The organism is Nocardioides sp. AX2bis (assembly GCF_902506435.1).
In the GTDB taxonomy this organism is placed as follows: domain Bacteria; phylum Actinomycetota; class Actinomycetes; order Propionibacteriales; family Nocardioidaceae; genus Nocardioides.
In genome coordinates, this window is the sequence record NZ_LR733215.1 from 3,637,250 (window position 1) to 3,658,815 (window position 21,566).

The following is a 21,566-nucleotide window of genomic DNA, read 5'->3' on the forward strand; positions in this document are numbered from 1 at the left end:
ACTTCGGGCGGCGGGTTTGCCCCTGAATCGGAAAGAAGTGTGAGCTGTGACGCGCTACGGGGTCGACCTACGTACCGGCGAGATGTTCGAGACTCAGCGACGAACGCTGCTGGAGAGCGACATCGCGTGGTTCGCGGAGTGGAGCTGGGACACGAATCCGGTGCACACCGACGCGGTGTCGGCCGCTGCCGGGCGGTACGGATCCCCGATCGCGCACGGCATGCTGGGGCTCTCGGTGACCATGGGCCTCATCTCGCGTCTGGGGGTCTTCGAGGGCAGCTCGGTGGCGATGCTGGGTGTGGAGGACTGGCGCTTCCTGCGTCCGCTCCGTGCCGGGGACACGGTGTGGGTCGAGCTGGAGATCGTGTCGGTCCGCCAGGCCTCCGACGCCTCGACCACGGTCGTCGACCGCAGGGCCTCGCTGCTGACCGCTGACGGCGTGGCGCAGCAGGGTCGGCTGCCGCTACTGATGTCGACGCACCCGCCGTCCTAGCCGAGCCGAGCCAGGTCCCCAGGCCCGGGGAGCCCGGGAGCGAGGTGCTGTGCCACGTCGTCAGCCGGTGATCTTGATGTTGACCTGCTTGGTCTGGGTGAAGCCGGCGATCATCCCCTCCAGGGACACCTCGCGTCCGATGCCGCTCTGCTTGTACCCGCCGTAGGACTGGCCCACGACCTGCCCGCCGCCCTGGTTGACCTGCACCCAGCCCGCCTCGAGGCGGTGGGCGGTGGAGATGGCCAGGTTGACGTCGTTGCTCCAGACGTAGGCCGCGAGGCCGTAGGCGGAGTCGTTGGCCATCGCGACGACGTCGTCGACATCGGTCCAGGGGATGGCCACGACGACGGGGCCGAAGATCTCCTCGCGGGCGAGGCGGAAGGAGTTGTCGCCGCCCGAGAACAGGGTGGGCAGGTGGAAGTAACCCTCGCTGAGCGGGCCCTCGGCCGGGGGCAGCCCTCCGGCTTCGAGGTGGAGGGCCGGGTTGGCCAGGCCGTCCTCGATGTAGCCGCGGACCGAGGTGAACTGCTTGTCGTTGATGATCGCGCCGATGTCGGTCTGCTCCTCGGAGGGGTCGCCGACGACCTGGTCCCGAAGTCGCTGGCTCAGTCGGGCGACGACCTCGTCGTGAACCTCGCGGTGCAGGAAGAGCCGTGAGCCGGCCGTGCAGCTCTGTCCCTGCCGGTGCACCCGTGAGGAGATGAGCAGGCCCTCGATGAGCTCGTCGGTGACCTGTCCGGGGAAGACGATGGAGGGGTTCTTGCCGCCGAGCTCGAGGGAGACGTGGCGCAGCTTCTCGCCGGCGATGCGGCCGATGCCGCGCCCGACGGGGGTGGAGCCGGTGAAGCTGATCTTGTCGATGTCGGGGTGCTCGACCAGGGCCGCGCCCGCGGTGGCACCCTCTCCGGTGATGACGTTGAGGACTCCGGCCGGCAGCGCGGTGGCCAGGATCTCGGCCAGGAGCAGGATCGACAGCGGCGCGTCCTCGGCCGCTTTCAGGACCATGGTGTTGCCGGCCGCGAGCGCGGCGGGGACCTTGAAGCCGGCGATCATGAGCGGTGAATTCCACGGCAGGATGGCGCCCACGACGCCGAGCGGCTCGTGTCGGGTGTACTGCAGCTGCCCGGCACCGGCGGGCAGGGTGGTTCCCTTGACCTCGCCGGCGACCCCGCCGAAGTAGCGGAACAGGTCCACGAGGGTGGCCACCTCGGGTCGGGCCTGGGTGCGCAACGCGTTGCCGGTGTCGAGCGCGGTCACCCGGGCGAGCTCGTCGGCTCGTTCCTCGATGGCGTCGGCGGCCTTCAGCAGCGCCAGCTGGCGGGCCTTGAAGTGCTGGTCGCGCCAGGCCGGGAAGGCGCGACGGGCGACGAGGACCGCGCGGTCGACGTCGGCGGCCTCGGCCTGCGGCACGCGGGCGATGACCTCGCCACGCCGGGCCGGGTTGAGGATGTCTCGCCTCTGCCCGGCGAGGGAGTCCACCCACTCGCCACCCACGTGCATCAGTCGTGTGGGGACCTGGTGGTCGTGGGTCGCGTTCTGGGTCATGGCGGGCTCCCTGTGGGGGTGGGTGATGCGGGCAGTTCCGGGGTGGTGGGCCCGGGCAGTGATGAGGGCGTCGGCCCGACCGGGAGGTCCCGGACGGGCCGACGTCGGGGTGGTCAGTCCGCGAGGACCACCGGGCGGGTGGTGCGGTTCTGGTTCATCGCGGCGGCGGCGTCGAGGTCGTCGTACTCGATGCCGCGGGTCTCCTTGGCAGCGATCAGCGCGATGGTGCTGATAACGAACACGATCAGCAGGTACACCGTGATGGGGGTGGAGCTGTCGTAGCGGGCCAAGAGGCTGGTGCCGATGATCGGGGCCAGCGCACCGGCGAAGATCGACGTCACCTGCGCGGAGACCGAGATGCCGGTGTAGCGCACCCGGGTGGGGAACATCTCGGAGAAGAACGCCGCCTGGGGTCCGTACATGCACGCCTGGGCGACCAGTCCGAGCATCAGGATGCCCAGGATGGCGGCGGTCTCGTTGGAGTCGAAGACCCGGAACGCCGCGATGGCCCAGACGGCGGCGAGTCCGATCCCCACCGCGGTGACCGGCTTGCGCCCGAAGCGGTCCGACATGTGTCCGCAGAAGGGGACTGCGAACAGGTGCAACAGGTGGGCCAGCAGCATCAGCTGCAGGATGGCCACGGTGTCGGCACCGACGATGACCTTGAGGTAGGTGATCGAGAACGACACCACGACGTAGTAGGTGGTGTTCTCACCCAGGCGCATCCCCATCGCGGTGAGCAGCTCGCGCTTGTTGTGGCGCAGGACCTCCTTGAGCGGGGCGTGCTCGCTGGGCGCGGCCTCGGCCTGGGCCAGTGCCTCCTTGAACACCGGTGCGTCCTCGATCTGGCTTCGGATGTAGTAGCCGAGGAACACCAGCACGCCGGACAGCAGGAACGCGATGCGCCAGCCCCAGCTCTGGAACGAGGCCTCGGACATCAGGAAGGCCAGGATGCCGATGACGCCGGTGGCCAGGATGTTGCCGGCCGGGACGGCGGCCTGGGGGAAGCTGGCCCAGAGTCCGCGGCGGGCCGACCCGCCGTGCTCGCTGACCAGCAGCACTGCGCCGCCCCACTCGCCGCCGAGCGCCAGGCCCTGGATGAATCGAAGCGTGACCAGCAGCACCGGTGCGAGCGCGCCGACCTGGTTGTAGGTCGGCAGGAGCCCGATGGCGACGGTCGAGATGCCGATCATGAGCAGGCACACCTGCAGCAGCTTCTTGCGGCCCATGGTGTCGCCGAAGTGACCGAAGACGATGCCGCCGATGGGGCGGGCCACGAAGCCGACGGCGTAGGTGCCCATCGCGGCGATGATGCCGATGAGCTGAGAGCCGGCCTCGGGGAAGAACACCTCGCCGAAGACCAGGGTGGCGGCGATGCCGTAGATGAAGAAGTCGTAGAACTCCACGACGGTTCCGGCCGAGGCCGCGGCGATGATGCGGGCCGAAGGACGCTTGTCCTTGTCGGTGCGGGTGCTCATCGCCCGACCACGACTCGGGTGTGACTCTGCCGCGTGAGGCAGGTCGGCCTGTGTGCCATGAGTGCTCCGATCAGGTGGTGCCCCGCCGGGACGCGAGACTGTGACGCACACCCTGCGACGCCCGTCACACCGCAGACAAGCAACGCATCCCCACGCGGGATGTGCAAAAGTGCACAGACGACCGGGTCTGATGGCGGACCCGGTGAGACGGAGGAGCTCGCATGGAGGACCACGGAGTCGGCGACAAGCTGATCAACAAGCTGCGGGCCGACGACCTTCGCTACCTGGTCGCGGTGGCCAACACAGGCCGGCTCGTCGCGGCCGCGGGACAGCTCGGCGTCGACCACAGCACCGTGTCTCGCCGGGTTCGGGCGCTGGAGAAGACGCTGGGCGCCCGCCTGCTGGAGAAGGGCTCCGACGGGTTCGAGCTGACCGAGCTCGGCCGGACCATCGCCGAGCGCGCCGCACCGATCGAGGCGGCACTGCAGGGCGTGGCGAGAGCTGCCCGGGGTGCAACCGAGGACGAGGTCTCGGGCCACTTCCGACTCATGGCCCCGGACGGGTTCGCCGCTGCGTTTGTCGCCCCTGCACTGGTCAAGCTGCGAGAGCGCCACCCTGGACTGATCGTGGAGCTGCTCTCAGCCACCCGACAGCTCGGGCTGCACCAGGCCGGATTCGACCTCGCCATCGCCATCGGCATGCCGGCCACGACCCGACTCCTGACCGAGCGCCTATGCGACTACCGACTCGCGCTGTACGCCAGCCCGCAGTACCTGCAGACCCACGGCCACCCGAGCAGCGCCGAGGACCTGCGTGAGCACTCGATCATCTTCTACGTCGAGTCCATGCTGCAGGTCGGCGACCTCGACATCGACCAGTACGTCCCCGGCGCCGACACCCGACTGACCTCGACCAACATCTTTGCCCAGCTCGAGGCCACGGTCCACGGCGGAGGGATCGGACTGTTGCCCCGCTTCATGGCCCAACGCACCCCCGACCTGGTCGAGCTCGTCGAGACCGGGGTCGATGTCCACCTGCCGATCTCGCTGTCCGTGCGCCGCGACGGCGCCGGCAGGCCATCGGTGCAGGAGGTCCGCCGCGCCCTGCACGACGAGGTGGCAGTCCGCCGCGACGAGCTCCTGGGTCGCGACTGAGCGGGCGATGCCGCGCACCACTTCGATCGACCGTGCAGATGTGCACACCGTCGGTGTCACGATGAGGCTTTTCTGCATCACCCTGGGTCTCGCACGATGTGTGGCGTCGGTTACACACATAGGGCCGCACCGCGGTCCGGCAGAAGGAGTCAGCATGAGCAAGGTTGCATGGATCGGTCTGGGGCACATGGGTGTCCCGATGTCGGCGAACCTCGTGAACGCCGGTCACACCGTTCTCGGTGTCGACATCGTCGAGCCCGCCCGTGAGAGGGCCCGCGCCGTGGGCGTGCAGGTCGTCGAGACCGTTGCCGAGGCGGTCCGCGACGCCGAGGTGGTGTTCACGATGCTGCAGAACGGCGACATCGTCACCGACGTCCTCACCGGTGCCGACGGGGCGTTCGCCCACATGCCGAAGGGCTCGGTGGCAGTCGACTGCTCCACGACCGGCATCGACACCGCGATCGCCGTCAACGCCGAGGCCACCGCGCAGGGCGTCTCCTTTGTCGACGCGCCGGTCTCCGGTGGCGTCCAGGGTGCCGAGGACGGCAGCCTGACCCTGATGCTCGGTGGCGAGTTCGACGCCGTCGCGATCGCCGAGCCGCTGCTGAAGTCGGTCGGTTCCTACATCGTCCACGTCGGCCCCAGCGGCGACGGGCAGAAGATGAAGGTCGTCAACAACGCCATGCTCGGCGTCGGCATGGCCACGGCCTCCGAGACCAGTGTCCTGGCCCAGCGGCTGGGTCTGGACCCCGAGGTCTTCTACAACATCGTGCTGCGCTCCTCCGGTGACAGCTGGGCCTTCCGCACCTGGTTCCCGATGCCGGGTGTCGTGGCGACCTCGCCCAGCTCGCACGGTTACGAGCCCGGGTTCATGATCGACCTGCTCAAGAAGGACCTCCACCTGGCCACCGCCCTGGCCGAGGAGTCCGGTGTCCGCCTGGACGTGGCCGCCTCTGCGGAGAAGCTGTTCGCCGAGGCCTCCGCCTCGGGCCGCGGTGAGCAGGACTGCACCGCGCTCGCGCTCGAGCTCGGCCTCGAGGTCGACCCTCCGAGCTGACCGTGCGCGTGGCGAACCCCGCGGACCCAACCCGACGCCACTTGCCCTGAACCCGAGACCCTGGGCCCTGAACCCCAGGGTGCCGCAGCTGCGACCACCGAGAGAACGGCAGAGAACAGATGGTGAATCCCCCCAGCCAGCAGGATCCCTCGGCTGCCGCAGGACCCAAAGAGATTGGGGGGTTCGTCGAGAGCGGCTTCGAGGCGGTCCGTGAGGCGTTCGCCGCAGCTGCCCCTCGTCCAGGCGGCGCGGCGTTCGCCGCCTACGTCGACGGCCGTATGGTCGCGGACCTGTGGCTCGGTGATGCCTCACCGGGCCGCCCGTGGTCCCACGACACGACAGCCGTCATGATGTCGGCGGTCAAGGGCGTCACCGCCCTGGCGGCCCACATCTGCGTCGACCGGGGCCTGCTGGACCTTGACGCACCCGTGGCGACCTACTGGCCAGAGTTCGGCACCTCTGGCAAGGAGGGCATGCTGGTTCGTCACGTCCTGTCCCACACCGCAGGCATCACCACGGTCCCGGGCTACCTGGACCTCCTTCACGTCGATGGCACGGGCTGGGACGAGGACGAGGAGATCCTGCGCCGGCTGGCAGCCGCCGAACCGCAGTGGGTGCCGGGCACCCGGGGCACCTACCACGCGTTCACCTACGGCTGGCTGTTGGGCGAGGTGATCCGACGCGCCACCGGCCGCTCGGTCCAGGACGTCATCCGCGACGACATCTGCAGACCCCTCGGCATCGACATCCGCCTGGGCTCCCCTGCCGGTGACCCGTACGCAGACCGGAGGGCCCGGGTCATCACGCCGCCTCGGGCCACGAAAGATGAGCCCGAGCGGTACGCCTTCGAGCAGGCCCTCACCTCCGCGACGGAGCCCCTAGGCCAAACCGTCTTCGGCACGGGGACCACGAACCCGATCTATGAGTTCAACACCTTCATGAACGAGGGGCCAGGCATCCAGGTGCCGCTCTCCGGGACCAGCGGCATCAGCACCGCGCGCGACCTGGCCCGGATGTACCAGGCCCTTGCCCTAGGTGGGGAACTCGACGGCACCCGCCTGCTGTCGGAGGAAGCAGTCACCCGAGCCTCCGCGACCGAGTTCGAGGGAACCGACGAGCTGTGGGGGATCCCCCATCGCATGGCCCTGGGATTCATCCTGTCCGGGCACATGCACAACCATTACGGAAGAGACGGCTCCGGATTCGGACACCCCGGCCAGGGGGGCCAGTACGCCTGGGCAGACCCCACCCACAAGGTCTCCTTCGCCTACGTGCGCAACTACATCGTCCTAGGTGACGACCTCGGCCCGATGAACGCCCTCTACGAGGCTCTCGACTGATCCGGCCGCACGGTGCCAGCCCGTCCGGTGGCGGCGGGGGCCGGCAGCTCGGTCCCGCACCAGGGATGCGCACGCCACACCCGCTTGGTGGTCCTGCCCAGCAGCTGCGCCGTCAGACCTCGTGTCGACGCCGACCGCAGCACCGCCTCGCCAACTTCACATCGGGCCACCTCACGGTCGTTCACGAGATCGACCTGTCACCTAGGCGCTCGAGTCCGGGCTCGAGACCGACAACTTCCGCTGACTGACTCAACTCACAGAGCTAGGACATCATCGTGGCGCTCTTCGCACTCATCTACCACTACTCCGAGGATGCCGACCTCGTCGCGGCACACCGCCCCGAACATCGCGCCTACCTGGCGGACCTGTTCGACAGGGAGGTGTTGCTCGTTGCTGGTCCGTTGGGCGAACCCGGGCCGCCGCGCGGGCTGCTCGTGCTCGACGTCGAGAGCGAGGCTGACGTACGAGCAATCGCCCACGCCGATCCCTTCACCACTCGAGGAGTCATCCTCGAGCACAGCATCGGCGCGTGGGCCCTTTCCTTCGGCGCAAACCGTCTGCCCACCTGATCCAGCAGGATCGCGCTAGCTCGGGTCCGTGACGACCGCTGCGGCAACCACCAGAGGGCCGCACCGGCCGCAAGCTGGTGTCGCGAGGTGCACGTGAGCCTCCGAGATGGTCCGGGCCAGACCGACGCCGGTTCGCCCGGAGCAGCCGCCACCGTGTCGGCCGCACTCATGGGCCACGACGAGCTCACCGCGCCCGACCTCGAATCATCGAGGGTCCACGGGGCCGGATCTTGGGTTGGGGTTGGTGAGTGCAGACGACGGCCCCTGGCGGCCGGCCACTGGCGCGTGGCGCTTGAAGGTGCGCGTCCGGGTAACGAGCGGGGACCGAAGCCGGTTCCGTGTGCCCCCGGAATGAGTCCCTGTCGGGGTCAGTCCGCAGTGAGCCTGCGATACCTGCTCCGGTAGTAGACGAGCGGGTCGTGGTCGTCCGCGGCCACAGGGCTGATCCCTGTGATGCGCCCTACGACAATGACGTGGTCACCTGCTTCGTGCTCGGCGACGATCTCGCAGTCGATCCAGGCGAGGCTGCCCTCGAGGGACGGGTTGTCCGCCGCCGTGGGTAACCACCTGATGCCTGCCCACCTGTCGACTCCACTGCGGCCGAACTGGTCCGCGATGGCTTGCTGGGCCCCGGAGAGCACGTTGACCGTGAACGAACCGGTCCGGCGGATGCGTGGGTACGACGCAGAGGTCCGTTGGACGGTGATCGAGACCAGTGGCGGTTCGAGGGAGACGCTGTGGAACGACTGGCAGGTGAAGCCGACGGGGCCCTCGTCGTCGAGCCCTGTGACCACGGTGAGGCCGGAGGCATAACGACCGAGGACGTCGCGCAGCGCGGTCCTGCTGAGGCTCGGCGGCGGTGGCTGCTGGGGCGCAACGGTGCAGGTCACCGCCGTCACTGCCGCGCCCCGACGACCCGCTGGTCCACCCCGTACTGGGCGGGCGCCGAGAGGTGCTCGCGCAGGGTGGTGCCGTCGTAGTCGTGGTGGTAGATGCCGCGCTGCTGCAGGATCGGGACGACCTCGTCGACGAAGGCGTCGATGCCGTCGTGGTAGGCGTCGATGGCCAACGAGAACCCGTCGCAGGCGCCGGCCTCGAACCATGCCTGCATGTGGTCGGCGACCTCCTCGGCGGTGCCGGGGACGACCGGGTGGTAGTCGATGACGCCGTGGGCGATGACGTCGCGCAGGCTCCATCCCTCCCGTGCGATGGACGCGGCGCGCGGTGAGCGGGGGTCCATCGGGCTGGTGTGGATGCGGGCGACCTGGTCGGCGGTGAGGGGTTCGTCGAGCTGGGCGGGGTCGAGGTCGAGGTTGAGCATGGCGCCGAGGTGGCGCACCCGCTGCTCGAGGTCGATGGACTCATCGAGGAACCGGCGACGGTCGAGGGCAGCGCGTCGGGAGGCGGCCACGGTCGGCATGAAGCCGGCGAAGAGCTTGACCTCGTCGGGGTCGCGACCGGCGCGTTGTGCGGCGTCGCGCAGGGCACTCCGGTGGGCGATGCCCTCCTCGATGGTGAAGGGGTTGGCGTAGACGCCGGTGGCGTAGCGGGCTGCGAGCTCGAGTCCGTTGTCGCCCCCGCCGGCCTGGAAGATCACCGGCTGGCCCTGCTCCGAGGGCGGGATCGGTAGCGGGCCCCGGGAGGCGACGTACTGGCCCTGCAGGTTGACCGGCTGGATCTTGTCGGTGTCGGCGAAGCGACCTGTGGCGATGTCGAGGACCCACGCATCGGGCTGCCAGCTGCCCCACAGGGCCTGGACGACCTGGACGACCTCGTGGGCGCGCGCGTACTTCTCCGCCCGCGGGGGCACCGCGCTGCCGAAGTTGGCCGCAGCCGCCGGGTTCGAGGTGGTGACCGCGTTCCATCCGGCGCGACCGTGGCTGGCCACGTCGAGGGCCTTGAACTGCCGGGCCAGGGTGTAGGGCTCGTTGAAGGTCGTGGAGGCCGTCATCACCAGCCCGATCCGCTCGGTCTCCCGGGCGATCGCGGTCAGGATCACCAGCGGGTCCATCGAGTGGTGCGGCACGGCGGTGCTGATGTCGTTCTCCAGTGCCGGGGTGTCGACGAAGAAGAGCGTTTGGATCTTGCCGCGCTCGGCTGCCTGGGCGTACTTCACGTAGACGTCGAGGTCGGTGTAGCTGTGCAGGTTCGCCCCAGGCATCCGCCAGGATCCGGGCTGGCTGCCATAGCCGTTCATGAACTGCAGGCTCAGCAGCATCTTCGGGTCGGTCATCGGAGGTTCTCCCACTTGGGTCAGGTGATGTGTCGCAACGCCACCCCTAAGTGGGGCGTTACCCCATTTAGTAAACGGGGTCGGCCCCTGTTTGACAAGTGGGGGCTCACCCCGTCTACTGATCCGGGGGCACCCCCCACTCACAGTTCTTGTGCACACCTCACCGTCAGCGGCGCGATCGCCGACCGGCTCGTGCACCACGAAGGAGCGTTCGACCATGTCCACACCATCGTCTCCCGCAGACACCCGCCGGGAGGACCGCGTCCCCGCCTCGGCCGGCACAGCGGTGGCCGCCACCGACCGCCTGCCCCGCGCCGACGTCCTGGTCATCGGGCTGCTGATGGTCTCGACCTTCATCGTGCTGCTCAACGAGATGCTGCTCGGCGTCGCGCTGCCCACACTGATCCAGGACCTCGACATCTCGGCCACCACCGGCCAGTGGCTCACCACCGGGTACCTGCTGATCCTGGCCGTGCTCATCCCGGCCACCGGGTTCGTCATGCGCAAGTTCCACTTGCGCACCATCTACCTGACCTCGATGTCGCTGTTCGCACTGGGGACCGCCATGGCCGCGGTCGCACCCGGGTTCGGGCTGCTGTTCACCGGCCGGGTCGTGCAGGCCATCGGCACCGCGGTGTTCCTGCCCCTGCTGATGAGCACCACCATGCGACTCGTCCCGGCCGCCCGTCAGGGCAGCGTCATGGCCCTGGTCGTGGTCGTCACCGCCGCCGCACCCGCCGTGGGCCCGGCCATCTCGGGCCTGGTGCTCTCCCAGCTCGGCTGGCGCTGGCTCTTCATCGCGATGCTCCCCATCGCGCTGGCCGGTCTCGCACTCGGTGCGGCCAAGCTGCGCAACATCACCACCCCCGAACCGGTCCGCCTCGACCTGCTCTCGCTCGCCCTGTCCGCCCTCGGGTTCGGCGCCCTCGTCTTCGGGCTGGCCTCGATCGGTGAGTCGCTCTCGGGCCACACGGTGGTCTCGCCGTGGATCCCCCTGGTCGTCGGTGTGCTCGGTGTCGCGGCGTTCGTCCTGCGCCAGCGCCAGCTGCAGCGTGACGCGGCCGCCCTTCTCGACATGCGGATCTTCGCGGTGCGCGGTTTCGCGGTCCCGGCGCTGGCGATGCTGGCCCTGACCATGACGGCCTTCGGGACCGCGGTCATCTTCCCGCTGCTGCTGAACAACGTTCGCGGGCTCAGCTCACTGGAGATCGGCCTGTTCCTGGTCCCCGGTGGCGTGACCATCGCGGTCATGTCGGCCATCGGCGGCCGCATCTACGACCGCGTCGGACCCCGCCCGCTGGTCACCCCCGGTGCGGTGATCGTGGCCGCGTCGCTGTGGTTCCTCTCCCAGGTCAGCGCCACCACCAGCACCTGGACCCTTCTGGCCGCCTACATCCTCATGTTCGTCGGCCAGGCCCTGATGTGGTCACCGCTGACCACCGCGGCACTCTCGGCACTCCCTGAGCACCTGTACCCGCACGGCAGCGCCGCCTTCGGCGCGATCCAGCAGCTCGGCGGCGCAGCGGGCGCAGCGGTCCTGATCTCGGCCTACACCCTCGGCTCCGACACCGCCGACACCGGCGCCCTCGACCTGGACCAGTCGGTCTCAGCAGCCGGTGCCGCCTTCACCGCCGCCGCCGTCATCGCCACCGTCTCGATCCTCGTCACCCTCGCGGTACGTCGCACGCGGAGCCCCGCCACCCACCACGAGGGGTTCGGCACCGCAGTCACCGTCGCCGAAGGCGGCGTAAGCACCGACCACCCGCCCGCGACCCACTAGCCAGTCCTTCCAGCACGGATCCTCACCACACAACACAGGAGAAACACATGAAGATCGGCATCATCGGAGCAGGCAACATCGGCGGGGCCCTGGCCCGCATCCTCGCCCAGCAGGGCCACGACGTCCGCCTCGCCAACTCCCGCGGAGTGGAAGGGGTCCGCGAGGTCGCCGAGCAGGTCGGCGCCACCCCGGTCGACGCCAAGGACGCACTCGAGGGTGCCGACGTCATCGTGCTGTCCATCCCGCAGCCCGCCGTGGCCGCCCTGCCCGACGACATGTTCAGCAACGTCCCCCAGGACGTCCCGGTCATCGACACCGGCAACTACTACCCCGGTCTTCGAGACCCGGAGATCGCCGCGCTCGAGGCCGGTCAGGCCGAGAGCGAGTGGGTGGCCGAGCAGATCGGTCACCCGGTCATCAAGGCGTTCAACAACATCCTGGCCTACTCGCTGGCCGAGCAGGGCCGTGCGGCCGGTGAGCCCGGGCGCCTCGGGATCACCGTCGCCGGCGCCGACGGGCCCGCGAAGCAGAGGGTCATGGAGCTCGTCGACACCGTCGGGTTCGACCCGGTCGACGGCGGGACCCTGGCCCAGTCCTGGCGCCAGCAGCCCGGCACGCCGGGGTACTGCTGCGACTACGACGCCGAGACCCTGCGCCGGGCCCTGGAGGTCGCCGAGCCCGGGACGGCCCCGGCGCGCCGTGACGAGATCACCCGCACCCTGACCGCGCCCGGCCAAGCTGTCGGCTTCGCGGACATCCTCGCGCTGAACCGCTCGTTCAACGCCGTCCCGTGACCCCGACGGTCGGCACCGCGGTGGGTCCTCGGGAGCGGTCCCCGGCGGCTCCTGCGCAGTACGCTGTGCGAAACGGGGCCGCCCCCCGGCCCAGTTGCGGTGCCGGTCGGCCCGGGTCGGGTGGCCCGAAGAGCGGACACGATCTAGGAGGCGCTGGACATGGCTGGTGAGTCCAGGGTGCGTCGCACCAGGTCCGACTCCGAGCGGAACCGCTCCGGGATCTTGGACCAGGCCGAGAAGCACTTCACCGACCACGGTGTCAGTGCCTCGCTCGAGGCGGTCGCACGCGACGCAGGCGTCGGCTCAGCGACGCTGTACCGGCACTTCCCGACCAGGGACGCCCTGCTCGCCGAGCTCCTGCAACGACGCGCATCCCAGATCGAGGCAGAGAAGGAACGCATCGACGCCCTCGAGGACAGCGCTGCGGCACTGCAGGAGTGGACCGCGGCCCTGGAGGAGTTCTTCGCCGCCTTCGACGGGCTCCCAGGGCCGCTGCGCAGCGCTTTCCAGGAAGAGCACAACCCGCTGGCCGTCACCTGCACGGGCTTCATCGAGTCCACCGACCACTTCCTGTCCGCCGCCCAACGCGACGGGCGGGCGCCGGACTGGCTGCGCGGCCGCGACATCTTCCTCGCCGCTCTCGCAGCCAGCTGGGTCCGAGGATCGTCACTGGCCGACGAGTCCTCACAGGAGAAGGTGCGGGCATTGCTGCAGAACGGGTACCTCCTCGGCCCCGTCTGACCGAGACCTGACGAACCACACCAGCGACTGTCGGCCAACCGCGACCACATTCGTATCGAAAGACACAAAGCTGGGGGTGGTGAAGTCGGCACCCTGTGGCAACACGCATGTTGGCGTTGTCGCAGATCGCCACGCGCCAGCACCGGCAGTAGATCGCGCCGCGCTGCGCACCAGATGCAACGATGCGCGGATACGTCAGGCACCACCCACTGCCCGCCGGCCATCGCCCAGCCGCTGGGGAACATCCATCGGGGGACGACATGGGACTCATCGACCGTCTGCGTAAACACCTCCGTAGCACCGGCAGGTCCGGTGCCGATGCGGTGCCGTTTCGAGACACGGCCCCTGCAGACCACAAGGCGGCCCCCGTCCGCCGCTCTGAGTCTCCCGTCGCACCTGCCGTGCCGACGAGGTTCAAGCCGGCCTTCCCGTACATGCACCCACGGTTCGCCGTCGTTGATGTCGAGACGACCGGCCTGTCCGCGACCTCCGACCGCATCCTCGAAGTCGCCGTCGTTACCACCGATACGAACGGCCGCATCCTCGACACCTGGGCCACCCGTCTGAACCCGCAGGGCCCGGTCGGTGCCACCCACATCCATGGCATCACCGACGACGACGTCGTCCACGCGCCGCTGTTCGCCGACATCATCGAGGACCTCAACGCCCGCCTTGCCGGTGCTGCGCTGGCAGGACACAACGCCCGCTTCGACCTTGCGTTCCTTCGTGCCGAGTACGCCCGCTCCGGATGGCAGATGCCTTTCGTGCCGGCCCTATGCACCCTCGAGGCATCGACCCACCATCTGCCCCACCTGCCGCGGCGCCGCCTCGTCGACGTGTGCGCCGCCGTCGGCCTGCCGCCGCACCAGGCCCACTCCGCACTGCACGACGCCACCGCCACCGCCGCACTCATGGCCGCTTTCCTCCATCCCGGCCGGCCGCCGCGCCACGTCGACACCGACCTGCCCAACCAGGGACATGCCGTCGTGTGGCCCACCGCCGGCGAAGGCGCCCCACTGCCCGTGCCTACCGGTGGCGGAGCCAGTGGGCGTCGCCTCTCCGACCGGGCTCGTCGCAACATGGCCACGGCCACCACCGCACCGGCTACGAAGCCCCTCGTGCACCTCATCAGCCGGTTCTCCCTGCTCGACGCCCGCGACGAAGGCGCCCCGGAAAGGACCGTGGCCTACCTCGAGAAGCTCGCCGAAGTCCTCGAGGACGGTGTCCTAGACCCGTCTGAAGCCGCCTCCCTAGCCGAGGTGGCCGCCACCTACGACCTCGCCACCGGACACGTCGACGACGCACACCTAGCGTTCGTACGGGCGCTAGCACGAAAGGCCCTGGCAGACGGGAAGCTCACCCGCGCAGAGCGGACAGAGCTCACCGGCGTCGCCGAGGCCCTCAGAGTGCCAACAGGCGCCATCACCGCGGTCCTGGCCGAGGCCACCAACCACCACTACGCCCGGCACTCCGCGAACCTTGCACCGCTTCCCGAAGACTGGGCGCACGGCGAACCCCTCCGCGTCGGCGACCGCGTCGTTTTCACCGGCTGCGACCCGAACCTGCGTGAACGGCTCGAGAAGCAGTCCGAGGCTGCCGGGGTCCGCGTGATGAACGGTGTAGCCAAGACGACCGCGGTACTCGTGACCGACGGATCGATGGCCGGCACGAAGACTCGCAAGGCCGCCGAGATCGGCACCCGCGTGGTTGACCCGGGTACCTACGCCCACCTGCTCCACCACCTGCAGCCCGCAGCTGCAGCACACGCGCCGCGTCCGCACAATCGCGCCGCGAAACAGGCTGGCAGCTCGCCAGTGCCGGCTGTACCCGCCGCCGGCTCAGAACCGGGCCCCGAACCGGCCGGAGAGCAGGGCCCAGAAGCGGGTCGAGGGCCGGCCGCAGAACCGGGCCCAGGTCAGTCGTCCAGCCCGACCCCAGCCGAACTGCGAGCGTGGGGTCGGGCCAACGGTTGGGTGCTCGGTCAGCGGGGCCGGCTCCCACAGGAGCTCTGGGAGGCCTACGAAGCCGCCCACCGCAACTGACCCCGCGTAGCGGACCGGGCCTGCGTGCCGCTGTTGGTGGCCCATCCAGTGGCAACGCGTACCCGTCTCGTAACAGCGACCACAGCGTTGTCGGCGGGCTAGATCAGCATGAGGCGAATGGACGACCACACAGACAACGGTGGCCGCACCGAGCAGACGATCGGCACAGCCGCCGAGGTCGAGAACAGGGCCGGGCAAGCCTGGCATCCGGGGCAGTACGCCCCGAGCCCGGTGCCGAGCGATGAGCGGCTGTGGCCCGGGGAGCTGCCGTTCACGGCATTTGGACAGCTCGGCGTCGACCGGCTGGACTTGCGCGTCTTCGATCAGGACCAGTGGTGGGTCGACCGGACCGGCACCCCGCACCTGCTGCAGGACATGAGCGTTGAGTACCTCGGCAACGTCATCGAGTTCCTGCTCGAGCACCGAGACGGGTTCTACGCCGACACCATCCGCCGCTGGTTCGTCCAGTCGCTGGGAGACCAGCTGCTGTTCGACGAGCCTGGCGGCGAGCTCCTCGCTGCCGTCGCCGGCGGGCCGGACTGGGACGAGGTTGCCCCGGAGGAGTGGTTGGAGTCGACGCCGCTGATGCGCAAGCTGCGAAGGTCGGTAACCGTCGAGCCCTGACTGCGGGGACCGGGGCACGAGGTGAGGAAGCGCTACCGGCCGCCTCGTCGGGTGCTGATGTAGACGGTGACAAAGGCGAACAACAGCGCGTCGCCAACCACCACTGCGATGAGGAGGCCGCGGGCGCGGTCACCGAATCCTCGGGACATGGCCAGCAGCGCTAGCGCCGGTGCCGGACTTGCCCATCGGCCCTGCGCCGGCGGGAGACCCTGCAAGGCGTCTCCCTGCTGCGCGGGCAGTGCCCCTCCCGCTGGGTGGAGGGACCAGCAGGCCGGGGTTACCTGTTCAGGTCGTGCAGGTCAGCGATGACGCCCGTCGAGGCCCCGTAGGACCTGTCGAGAGCGATCAGGACCCTCTCCAAAGCAGCGAGGCGCTGGTCGGATGACGAGTGACGCAGAGGTCCTTCCAGGTTGAGGACGGCGAAACCGTGCATCGCAGACCAACACGTCTGCTCGGCGTCGACCCTCGCCGCGGGCGACAGGAAGCCGACGGAGACGAGATCGTCCAGGACGACTCCGAGCTCGGCGTAGGGGTCCGCGTCGGGTGAGGCGGTCTTGCCCAGGGCCTCGGTGGACCCGAAGGCGACCCGGAACAGTCCGGGCTCGGCCAACGCGAAGGCCACGTAGGCCCGCCCCGTCTCGGCCAGGCGGAGGCGAGCACGCACGACCGGGTCGGTGGCGCTAACCGCAGCGACCCGCTCCCGGATCGCGTCGACCAACAAGCCCATCCCGACACCGGCCACCTCCGCCACGATCTCGTCGCGGTGCGCGAAGTGCCGGTAGGCCGCATTGTGCGAGACACCGACGCGTCGTGCCAGGTCTCGCAGCACCACCGCCTCAGGACCCCGGTCCCGAACGCCCTCGACCGCGGCCTCGATCAACGCCTCCCGGAGGCGGCCATGGTGGTAAGGCGAGGCAGGCACCGCACCACCGTAGACCACAAGAGTCCCTCCTGCGGCCTGGATCTTGACACCGTCAACATTGGCCCTCATGCTCCATGTTGACATCGTCCACTTAGGAGCATTCGTGCCGCGTAAGTCCCTGACCCTGCTCACCGTGTGCCTGGCCGCGTTGACCATCAATCTCAGCACCATGATCGTGAACATCGCCCTGCCCACGCTGGCCCAGGAGCTCGACGCCGGAACGCGGGACCTGCTGTGGATCGTCGACGGTTACAACCTGGCGTTCGCTGCGCTGGTCCTGGCCATGGGCAGCCTCTCGGACCGCTTCGGTCGCCGCCCGGCACTCGTCCTGGGGCTCGCCGGGTTCGCAGCGAGCAGCGGCGCGGCGGCACTCGTGGACACCAGCGCCGCCCTGATCGCGACCCGGGTCGCCATGGGCATCTTCGCTGCGGTCATCTTCCCCACGACGCTGTCAATCATCGCCAACACCTTCACCGAGCGCCGCGAACGCGCCTCAGCGCTCGGGCTCTGGGGTGCCTCGGTCGGGATCGGCGTCGCCCTCGGCCCCGTGGCCGGCGGGGTGCTGCTGACCTACTTCAGCTGGCACAGCGTCTTCGTGGCCCTCGTGCCCCTCAGCCTGGCGACCATGGCCATGGCCCTGCGCTACGTGCCGGAGTCCCGCGACCCGTCGGTGCCCCGGATCGACAAGGCAGGTTTCGTGATCTCGGTGGCGGCGCTGGCGACCCTGACCTGGACCATCATCGAGGCCCCCGAGCACGGCTGGGGCAGCCCGACCACCATCACCGGGTTCGCCCTGGCGGCAGGACTGATCGCGGTGTTCGTCGCCGTCGAGCGACGCGTGAGCGACCCGATGATCGACGTGACCCTCTTCCTGGACCGCCGGTTCAGCGCCGCGTGCGGCGCGGTCACCATCGCGTTCTTCGCGCTGTTCGGATTCATCTTCCTGATCGCGCAGTTCTTCCAGTTCGTCCGGGACTACACCCCCCTCGAGACCGGCGTCCGCTTCCTGCCCGTCGCGGTGGCCATCGCGGTCGCCTCCGTGCTCGGTGCACGCCTGGCACCTCGCCTGGGGACCCGCGCCGTCGTCACGCCGGGCCTGGTGCTGATGGGCGTGGCGTTCCTGTGGATCTCCACGCTGACCGCCGAGGTCCCCTACTTCTCTCAGGTCGTGCCGCAGATGGTCCTGCTCGGTCTGGGGGTGGGCCTGGTGAGTACCCCGGCCACGGAGTCGATCCTGCAGGTGCTGCCCCCGGCGCGTGCCGGAGTGGGGTCCGCGGTCAACGACGCGACCCGGGAGCTCGGCGGAACGCTCGGGGTCGCCGTGGTCGGCTCGCTGTTCGCCTCGCAGTACGCCGATCAGCTCCTGGCTCTGGTCAGGGGCAGGGTGGACGGCCCCACCGCCGAGGCCGCCAGCGAGTCGGTCGGCTTCGCCGACGCAGTCGCCGCACAGGTGCCCGGCCTCAGCGAGGCCGTCAACGACGCGTTCCTCGACGGCCTCGCACTCGGGTGCATCGTCGTGGGCCTGCTCTGCCTGGTCGGCGCGGTCGCCGCCTTCATGTCGCTACCCACCGACCGCTACGACCCGCTCTCCGAGGACACCGCGCACGACAGCCAGGCCGACGCGCCCGTCACCACCCACCGCTAAGACCCCGCCCCATCTCGACCAACCGACCCACAGCACCCCCGACCCAGAGGAGAACACCATGACCGACATCCAGGACGCCGTAGCAGTCGTGACCGGCGGACAACGCGGCTTGGGTCGCGCCTTCGCCGCCGAGCTCCTCGCGCGCGGCGCCGCGAAGGTCTACGTCACCGCGCGCGACCCGCGAGCAGACGACGACGCCAGGATCGAGGCCGTCGCCCTCGACGTCACCGACGACCGATCCGTCACCGCTCTGGCCGAGCTGGCACACGACGCGACCGTCGTCTTCAACAACGCCGGGGTGCTCCACCCCAGCTCGCTGCTCACCGGCCCCATGACCGACGTCACCGGCACCTTCGAGACCAACGTCTTCGGCGCGCTGCGCATCGCCCGCGCCTTCGCGCCCGTCCTCGCCGCCAACGGCGGAGGTGCCCTGGTCGACATGCACTCCCTGCTGTCGTGGGGCTCCGGCGCCGGCGCCTACGGAGCCTCGAAAGCAGCCCTGTGGTCGATCACGAACTCCTTACGCACCGAGCTCGCCAGCCAAGGCACCCACGTGGTCGGCGTGCACCTCGGCTTCGCCGACACCGACATGGTCGCCGCCATGCCTGGCGACAAGCTCGCACCCGCCGAGGTCGCCACCATCGTGCTCGACGGCATCGAGCAGGGCGAGATCGAGATCCTCGTCGACGACGTCACCCGCCACTTCAAGCGGGCCCTCTCGGGACCGGTCGAAGGCCTGGCCGTCCCCCTCGGGTGACCCACGAACGACTTCCACCAACACGAACGGACCACCTCCATGCCGCTCTGGACCATCCACCACACCCCCGGTGCCTACGGCGCACAGGACAAACGCGCCTTCGCGCGTGACATCACCGGTTACTACACCCGCATCGGCCTACCGGCGTTCTACGTCGTCGTGGTCTTCCACGAACACCAACCGGACTCCTTCCTGGTAGGTGGCGAACCCGCCGTCGACACGGTCCGCTTCGCCATCGAGCACATCGCGGTCCACAGCGACGGCCCCCGCCAACGCCAACAGATCAGCGAGTCCCTGGTCGCTCTCATCAAGCCCTGGACCAAGGACCGCGGCCTGTACGCCGAGTTCCACGTCGACGAGACCCCTCGAGAGCTGTGGATGGTCGACCACCTCGAACCCCCGACCTTCGGGAGCGAGGAAGAAGCCCGCTGGGCACAGGCAAACCGACCCCTGTCCCGTTGAGACGCAGCGAACCCCACCACTCCGCGCAACCGGGTCGACTACGCACTGAACGCTGACGGGTTCTTCTGGAGGGCGCAGACAGCGTTGCCGTCGACGCACCCTTCGGGCCGCCGAGCACTGGCGATCACGGTCACCGCGCAGGCTGAACAAGGACCGCCGCCGGGCGCGTCGCTGGGTGCGGCGTGGACGCAGCAGCCAAGTCGAGGACCTTAGCTTCCGGAATCAGCCGCCTCGCGGGCGCTGCGTTGACGGTGTCTGGTCCGAAGCCGTGACCCATTGCCCAGATCACGGTCTGTGCTCGGGTCTGTGCCCCGCTTTGCGGTAGGCCGAGCGGACGTAGGTCTTCACCTGTTCTTGTTGCCGGCCGGGACGAGGGCCGACAGGTCTGGCAGCGCGCCCTTGGGTGCGGGGGGTGGCATCACGGCCTGTTCTCATCAAGGTCGACCGCGCGCCAGACCCGGGGACCCTCTGCGACAAGGGTGGTGAGGCCGCGACCAGTGAGCGCGGCCAGGATCCGCGGCGTGTTGCTGCGAGCAACCCCAGATGCCTCTGAGGCGGCCCGGGCGGTGATGCCCTCCTCGCCGGCGCCACGGACCGCCTCAAGGACAAGGGTCTGGGCGGCACCGAGCCCTTCCTGCACCGCTGCGGCAGACACCGGCGCGGTAGTGGACCCGGCCCGGTGCGGACCTGCTCGGCGAACTTCAGGAGCGCGTTTCCGACCTCCTCGGCGAGGTCGGCGACCGGTCCTGCATCAGGGTTCATACCGTCGTCATACCTGATGCTGTTTGGAACAGATGCAACATCCGTTCCACCGTGATGCAACCTGACAGGTCCGCGCTTCGTCTTACCTCACGTTGAAGGGGCCCGGCGTCGGGGACGTAGGCCACGGTCGTTGTCGAAGACCCCGTCGATTCCGTCGGTCTCGACGCACCCGGCAAGGCGTCGGCTGGTGCGCAGTGCTGCTACCGGCTGTCGGCCGGCGGGGACGACAGGGACCCAGCTGCCGGCGACGTAGACGGCGGACCCGTCAGGGGCGACCTCGGCCAGGGTTGCGTGCTGGGCCTGGGGATGGGTGTGGCCCAGTGCGTCCATGCCGGCGGTCCAGAAGTCTCGACTGGCGGCGGAGAGCGCCCACCGGTGGTCGACGGTCGTCTCGAGGTGGTCGAGGTACTCGCAGAGCCGGGCGCGCACGTGAGTGGCGGTCGTGTGTCCGCTGGTCAGGGCGCGGCGGACCTGGCCGAGCAGACACCGCACCTGCTCGCGGGCCCCACCGTGCGATGCGGGGTCTTGGCATCGGCTGGTCCACGCACCTGCGAGCGGCAGCGGCCGGTGCCACCAGCCCGGTGGCGGTAGCGGGCAGTCGCGTGGCGGGGGTCGGCGGCGCCACTGCGCCAGCACCGCATCGGCTGACCGAACGGTGCACACGTCGCCCACCCACTCCAGGTGCCGACCGCCTCCTGGGCGGGCACCGGCAGCGACACGTGCGAGGTGGGGTTCCTCAGCGCTGTCGAACAGCAGCCACAGCTCGGTGTGCGAGATCAGTGCGGCCTCGTGGAGCGCCGACAGGGTGGCCAGGTCCAGGGCGGTGGAGTCGTCGATGACGATGTGTGCGACGGGACCATGAATCAGGTGCACCAGCGGTCGCAGAAGGTGCCGCTCCCCAGCAATGCGAGGGTGGCTGAGTCCGACGGCGCCGATGGCGTCACACAGGTCCTGGCTGGTGTCGGCGAGCTTGTCGCGACCCAGGGCAGGGCAGGGGTGGAGCCAGGCGGTGTCGCTGTACCGGGCCGCGGTGGTGCGCAGGTCATCAACCATCGCTGCGATCTGACGTGGGTGTGCCACGACGGCGACCGGACCTGGTTGCGGGTCGAACCACTGCGTCGCCTCTGCTGACGACTCCGGCTCCGGGTCGGGCGTCGTCGGGACGTGG

General features: G+C 69.5%; 19 protein-coding genes and 1 pseudogene. 14 read left to right on the forward strand and 6 right to left on the reverse strand.

The window, feature by feature from the left end; genetic code table 11:
* The first annotated feature begins 82 nt into the window (after positions 1 to 82).
* The gene (locus tag GV155_RS17480) at positions 83 to 493 is read left to right on the forward strand and encodes a MaoC/PaaZ C-terminal domain-containing protein (protein ID WP_160010025.1); all 411 of its coding nucleotides are present in this window, start codon (positions 83 to 85) and stop codon (positions 491 to 493) included.
* Between the two features lie 60 nt (positions 494 to 553).
* Here the strand turns inward: GV155_RS17480 and GV155_RS17485 are convergent, their stop codons facing one another.
* Together GV155_RS17485 and GV155_RS17490 are read right to left on the reverse strand one after the other, a co-directional pair.
* Entirely contained in the window at positions 554 to 2,038 is a 1,485-nt protein-coding gene (locus tag GV155_RS17485; RefSeq protein ID WP_160010027.1) for an aldehyde dehydrogenase family protein, read from the reverse strand.
* 113 nt (positions 2,039 to 2,151) lie between these two features.
* Positions 2,152 to 3,516 (reverse strand): MFS transporter, encoded by a 1,365-nt coding sequence (locus tag GV155_RS17490; protein WP_160010029.1) that lies wholly within the window; start codon positions 3,514 to 3,516, stop codon positions 2,152 to 2,154.
* A gap of 221 nt (positions 3,517 to 3,737) precedes the next feature.
* Between GV155_RS17490 and GV155_RS17495 the strand changes: the two genes are divergently transcribed.
* The 4 genes from GV155_RS17495 (at position 3,738) to GV155_RS17510 (ending at position 7,636) form a co-directional block, all read left to right on the forward strand.
* The gene (locus GV155_RS17495) at positions 3,738 to 4,670 is read left to right on the forward strand and encodes a LysR family transcriptional regulator (protein WP_201300225.1); all 933 of its coding nucleotides are present in this window, start codon (positions 3,738 to 3,740) and stop codon (positions 4,668 to 4,670) included.
* Positions 4,671 to 4,824: 154 nt separating this feature from the next.
* On the forward strand, positions 4,825 to 5,727 hold the full coding sequence (locus tag GV155_RS17500; protein WP_160010031.1) for an NAD(P)-dependent oxidoreductase: 903 nt from the start codon (positions 4,825 to 4,827) through the stop codon (positions 5,725 to 5,727).
* Positions 5,728 to 5,846: 119 nt separating this feature from the next.
* Positions 5,847 to 7,067, forward strand: a complete 1,221-nt coding sequence (locus GV155_RS17505) for a serine hydrolase domain-containing protein (protein WP_160010033.1) — start codon at positions 5,847 to 5,849, stop codon at positions 7,065 to 7,067.
* Positions 7,068 to 7,342: 275 nt separating this feature from the next.
* A complete protein-coding gene (locus GV155_RS17510; protein ID WP_160010035.1) occupies positions 7,343 to 7,636 on the forward strand; it encodes a YciI family protein in 294 nt (97 codons plus the stop codon).
* 368 nt (positions 7,637 to 8,004) lie between these two features.
* On the opposite strand, the gene GV155_RS17515 is transcribed toward GV155_RS17510, so the two are convergent.
* Both GV155_RS17515 and GV155_RS17520 read right to left on the reverse strand, forming a co-directional pair.
* On the reverse strand, positions 8,005 to 8,535 hold the full coding sequence (locus GV155_RS17515; RefSeq protein WP_160010037.1) for a flavin reductase family protein: 531 nt from the start codon (positions 8,533 to 8,535) through the stop codon (positions 8,005 to 8,007).
* The gene (locus GV155_RS17520) at positions 8,532 to 9,869 is read right to left on the reverse strand and encodes an NtaA/DmoA family FMN-dependent monooxygenase (RefSeq protein WP_160010039.1); all 1,338 of its coding nucleotides are present in this window, start codon (positions 9,867 to 9,869) and stop codon (positions 8,532 to 8,534) included. Before GV155_RS17520 ends, GV155_RS17515 begins: the two co-directional genes overlap by 4 nt.
* 217 nt (positions 9,870 to 10,086) lie before the next feature.
* Here GV155_RS17520 and GV155_RS17525 point away from each other — a divergent pair, with 217 nt between their 5' ends.
* From GV155_RS17525 to GV155_RS17545, 5 genes and pseudogenes are all read left to right on the forward strand, one after another.
* Positions 10,087 to 11,649 carry a DHA2 family efflux MFS transporter permease subunit gene (locus tag GV155_RS17525; protein WP_160010041.1) on the forward strand — a complete coding sequence of 521 codons (1,563 nt, stop codon included), beginning with the start codon at positions 10,087 to 10,089 and terminating at the stop codon, positions 11,647 to 11,649.
* A 32-nt stretch (positions 11,650 to 11,681) separates the two neighbouring features.
* Positions 11,682 to 12,443: pseudogene (locus GV155_RS17530) on the forward strand (NADPH-dependent F420 reductase); the annotation flags it as partial.
* A 159-nt stretch (positions 12,444 to 12,602) separates the two neighbouring features.
* Positions 12,603 to 13,184, forward strand: a complete 582-nt coding sequence (locus GV155_RS17535; RefSeq protein WP_160010045.1) for a TetR/AcrR family transcriptional regulator — start codon at positions 12,603 to 12,605, stop codon at positions 13,182 to 13,184.
* A 260-nt stretch (positions 13,185 to 13,444) separates the two neighbouring features.
* Positions 13,445 to 15,226 carry an exonuclease domain-containing protein gene (locus GV155_RS17540; RefSeq protein ID WP_236554403.1) on the forward strand — a complete coding sequence of 594 codons (1,782 nt, stop codon included), beginning with the start codon at positions 13,445 to 13,447 and terminating at the stop codon, positions 15,224 to 15,226.
* Between the two features lie 117 nt (positions 15,227 to 15,343).
* A complete protein-coding gene (locus GV155_RS17545; protein WP_160010049.1) occupies positions 15,344 to 15,850 on the forward strand; it encodes a hypothetical protein in 507 nt (168 codons plus the stop codon).
* Between the two features lie 277 nt (positions 15,851 to 16,127).
* Here the strand turns inward: GV155_RS17545 and GV155_RS17550 are convergent, their stop codons facing one another.
* On the reverse strand, positions 16,128 to 16,772 hold the full coding sequence (locus GV155_RS17550) for a TetR/AcrR family transcriptional regulator (RefSeq protein ID WP_160010051.1): 645 nt from the start codon (positions 16,770 to 16,772) through the stop codon (positions 16,128 to 16,130).
* A gap of 103 nt (positions 16,773 to 16,875) precedes the next feature.
* Here GV155_RS17550 and GV155_RS17555 point away from each other — a divergent pair, with 103 nt between their 5' ends.
* From GV155_RS17555 to GV155_RS17565, 3 genes are read left to right on the forward strand one after another with little or no spacing between them, the layout of a single operon-like run.
* Positions 16,876 to 18,417, forward strand: coding sequence for a DHA2 family efflux MFS transporter permease subunit (locus GV155_RS17555; protein WP_201300226.1), 1,542 nt, complete (start codon positions 16,876 to 16,878; stop codon positions 18,415 to 18,417).
* A gap of 58 nt (positions 18,418 to 18,475) precedes the next feature.
* Complete coding sequence (locus tag GV155_RS17560; protein ID WP_160010055.1) at positions 18,476 to 19,174, forward strand: SDR family oxidoreductase; 699 nt, start codon at positions 18,476 to 18,478, stop codon at positions 19,172 to 19,174.
* Between the two features lie 39 nt (positions 19,175 to 19,213).
* The gene (locus tag GV155_RS17565; protein ID WP_160010057.1) at positions 19,214 to 19,636 is read left to right on the forward strand and encodes a tautomerase family protein; all 423 of its coding nucleotides are present in this window, start codon (positions 19,214 to 19,216) and stop codon (positions 19,634 to 19,636) included.
* 849 nt (positions 19,637 to 20,485) lie between these two features.
* Here GV155_RS17565 and GV155_RS17570 read toward each other — a convergent pair.
* Positions 20,486 to 20,890 carry a hypothetical protein gene (locus GV155_RS17570; protein WP_160010059.1) on the reverse strand — a complete coding sequence of 135 codons (405 nt, stop codon included), beginning with the start codon at positions 20,888 to 20,890 and terminating at the stop codon, positions 20,486 to 20,488.
* 189 nt (positions 20,891 to 21,079) lie between these two features.
* Here GV155_RS17570 and GV155_RS17575 point away from each other — a divergent pair, with 189 nt between their 5' ends.
* A complete protein-coding gene (locus GV155_RS17575) occupies positions 21,080 to 21,529 on the forward strand; it encodes a hypothetical protein (RefSeq protein WP_160010061.1) in 450 nt (149 codons plus the stop codon).
* The last annotated feature ends 37 nt before the right edge of the window (positions 21,530 to 21,566 follow it).

What these genes read in the sequence shown, in the direction of transcription:
- GV155_RS17480 (WP_160010025.1), top strand. Translation starts at nt 83, where the DNA reads ATGTTCGAGACTCAGCGACGAACGCTGCTGGAGAGCGACATCGCGTGG.
- GV155_RS17485 (WP_160010027.1), bottom strand. Translation starts at nt 2,038, where the DNA reads ATGACCCAGAACGCGACCCACGACCACCAGGTCCCCACACGACTGATG.
- GV155_RS17490 (WP_160010029.1), bottom strand. Translation starts at nt 3,516, where the DNA reads ATGAGCACCCGCACCGACAAGGACAAGCGTCCTTCGGCCCGCATCATC.
- GV155_RS17495 (WP_201300225.1), top strand. Translation starts at nt 3,738, where the DNA reads ATGGAGGACCACGGAGTCGGCGACAAGCTGATCAACAAGCTGCGGGCC.
- GV155_RS17500 (WP_160010031.1), top strand. Translation starts at nt 4,825, where the DNA reads ATGAGCAAGGTTGCATGGATCGGTCTGGGGCACATGGGTGTCCCGATG.
- GV155_RS17505 (WP_160010033.1), top strand. Translation starts at nt 5,847, where the DNA reads ATGGTGAATCCCCCCAGCCAGCAGGATCCCTCGGCTGCCGCAGGACCC.
- GV155_RS17520 (WP_160010039.1), bottom strand. Translation starts at nt 9,869, where the DNA reads ATGACCGACCCGAAGATGCTGCTGAGCCTGCAGTTCATGAACGGCTAT.
- GV155_RS17525 (WP_160010041.1), top strand. Translation starts at nt 10,087, where the DNA reads ATGTCCACACCATCGTCTCCCGCAGACACCCGCCGGGAGGACCGCGTC.
- GV155_RS17535 (WP_160010045.1), top strand. Translation starts at nt 12,603, where the DNA reads ATGGCTGGTGAGTCCAGGGTGCGTCGCACCAGGTCCGACTCCGAGCGG.
- GV155_RS17540 (WP_236554403.1), top strand. Translation starts at nt 13,445, where the DNA reads ATGGGACTCATCGACCGTCTGCGTAAACACCTCCGTAGCACCGGCAGG.
- GV155_RS17545 (WP_160010049.1), top strand. Translation starts at nt 15,344, where the DNA reads ATGGACGACCACACAGACAACGGTGGCCGCACCGAGCAGACGATCGGC.
- GV155_RS17560 (WP_160010055.1), top strand. Translation starts at nt 18,476, where the DNA reads ATGACCGACATCCAGGACGCCGTAGCAGTCGTGACCGGCGGACAACGC.
- GV155_RS17565 (WP_160010057.1), top strand. Translation starts at nt 19,214, where the DNA reads ATGCCGCTCTGGACCATCCACCACACCCCCGGTGCCTACGGCGCACAG.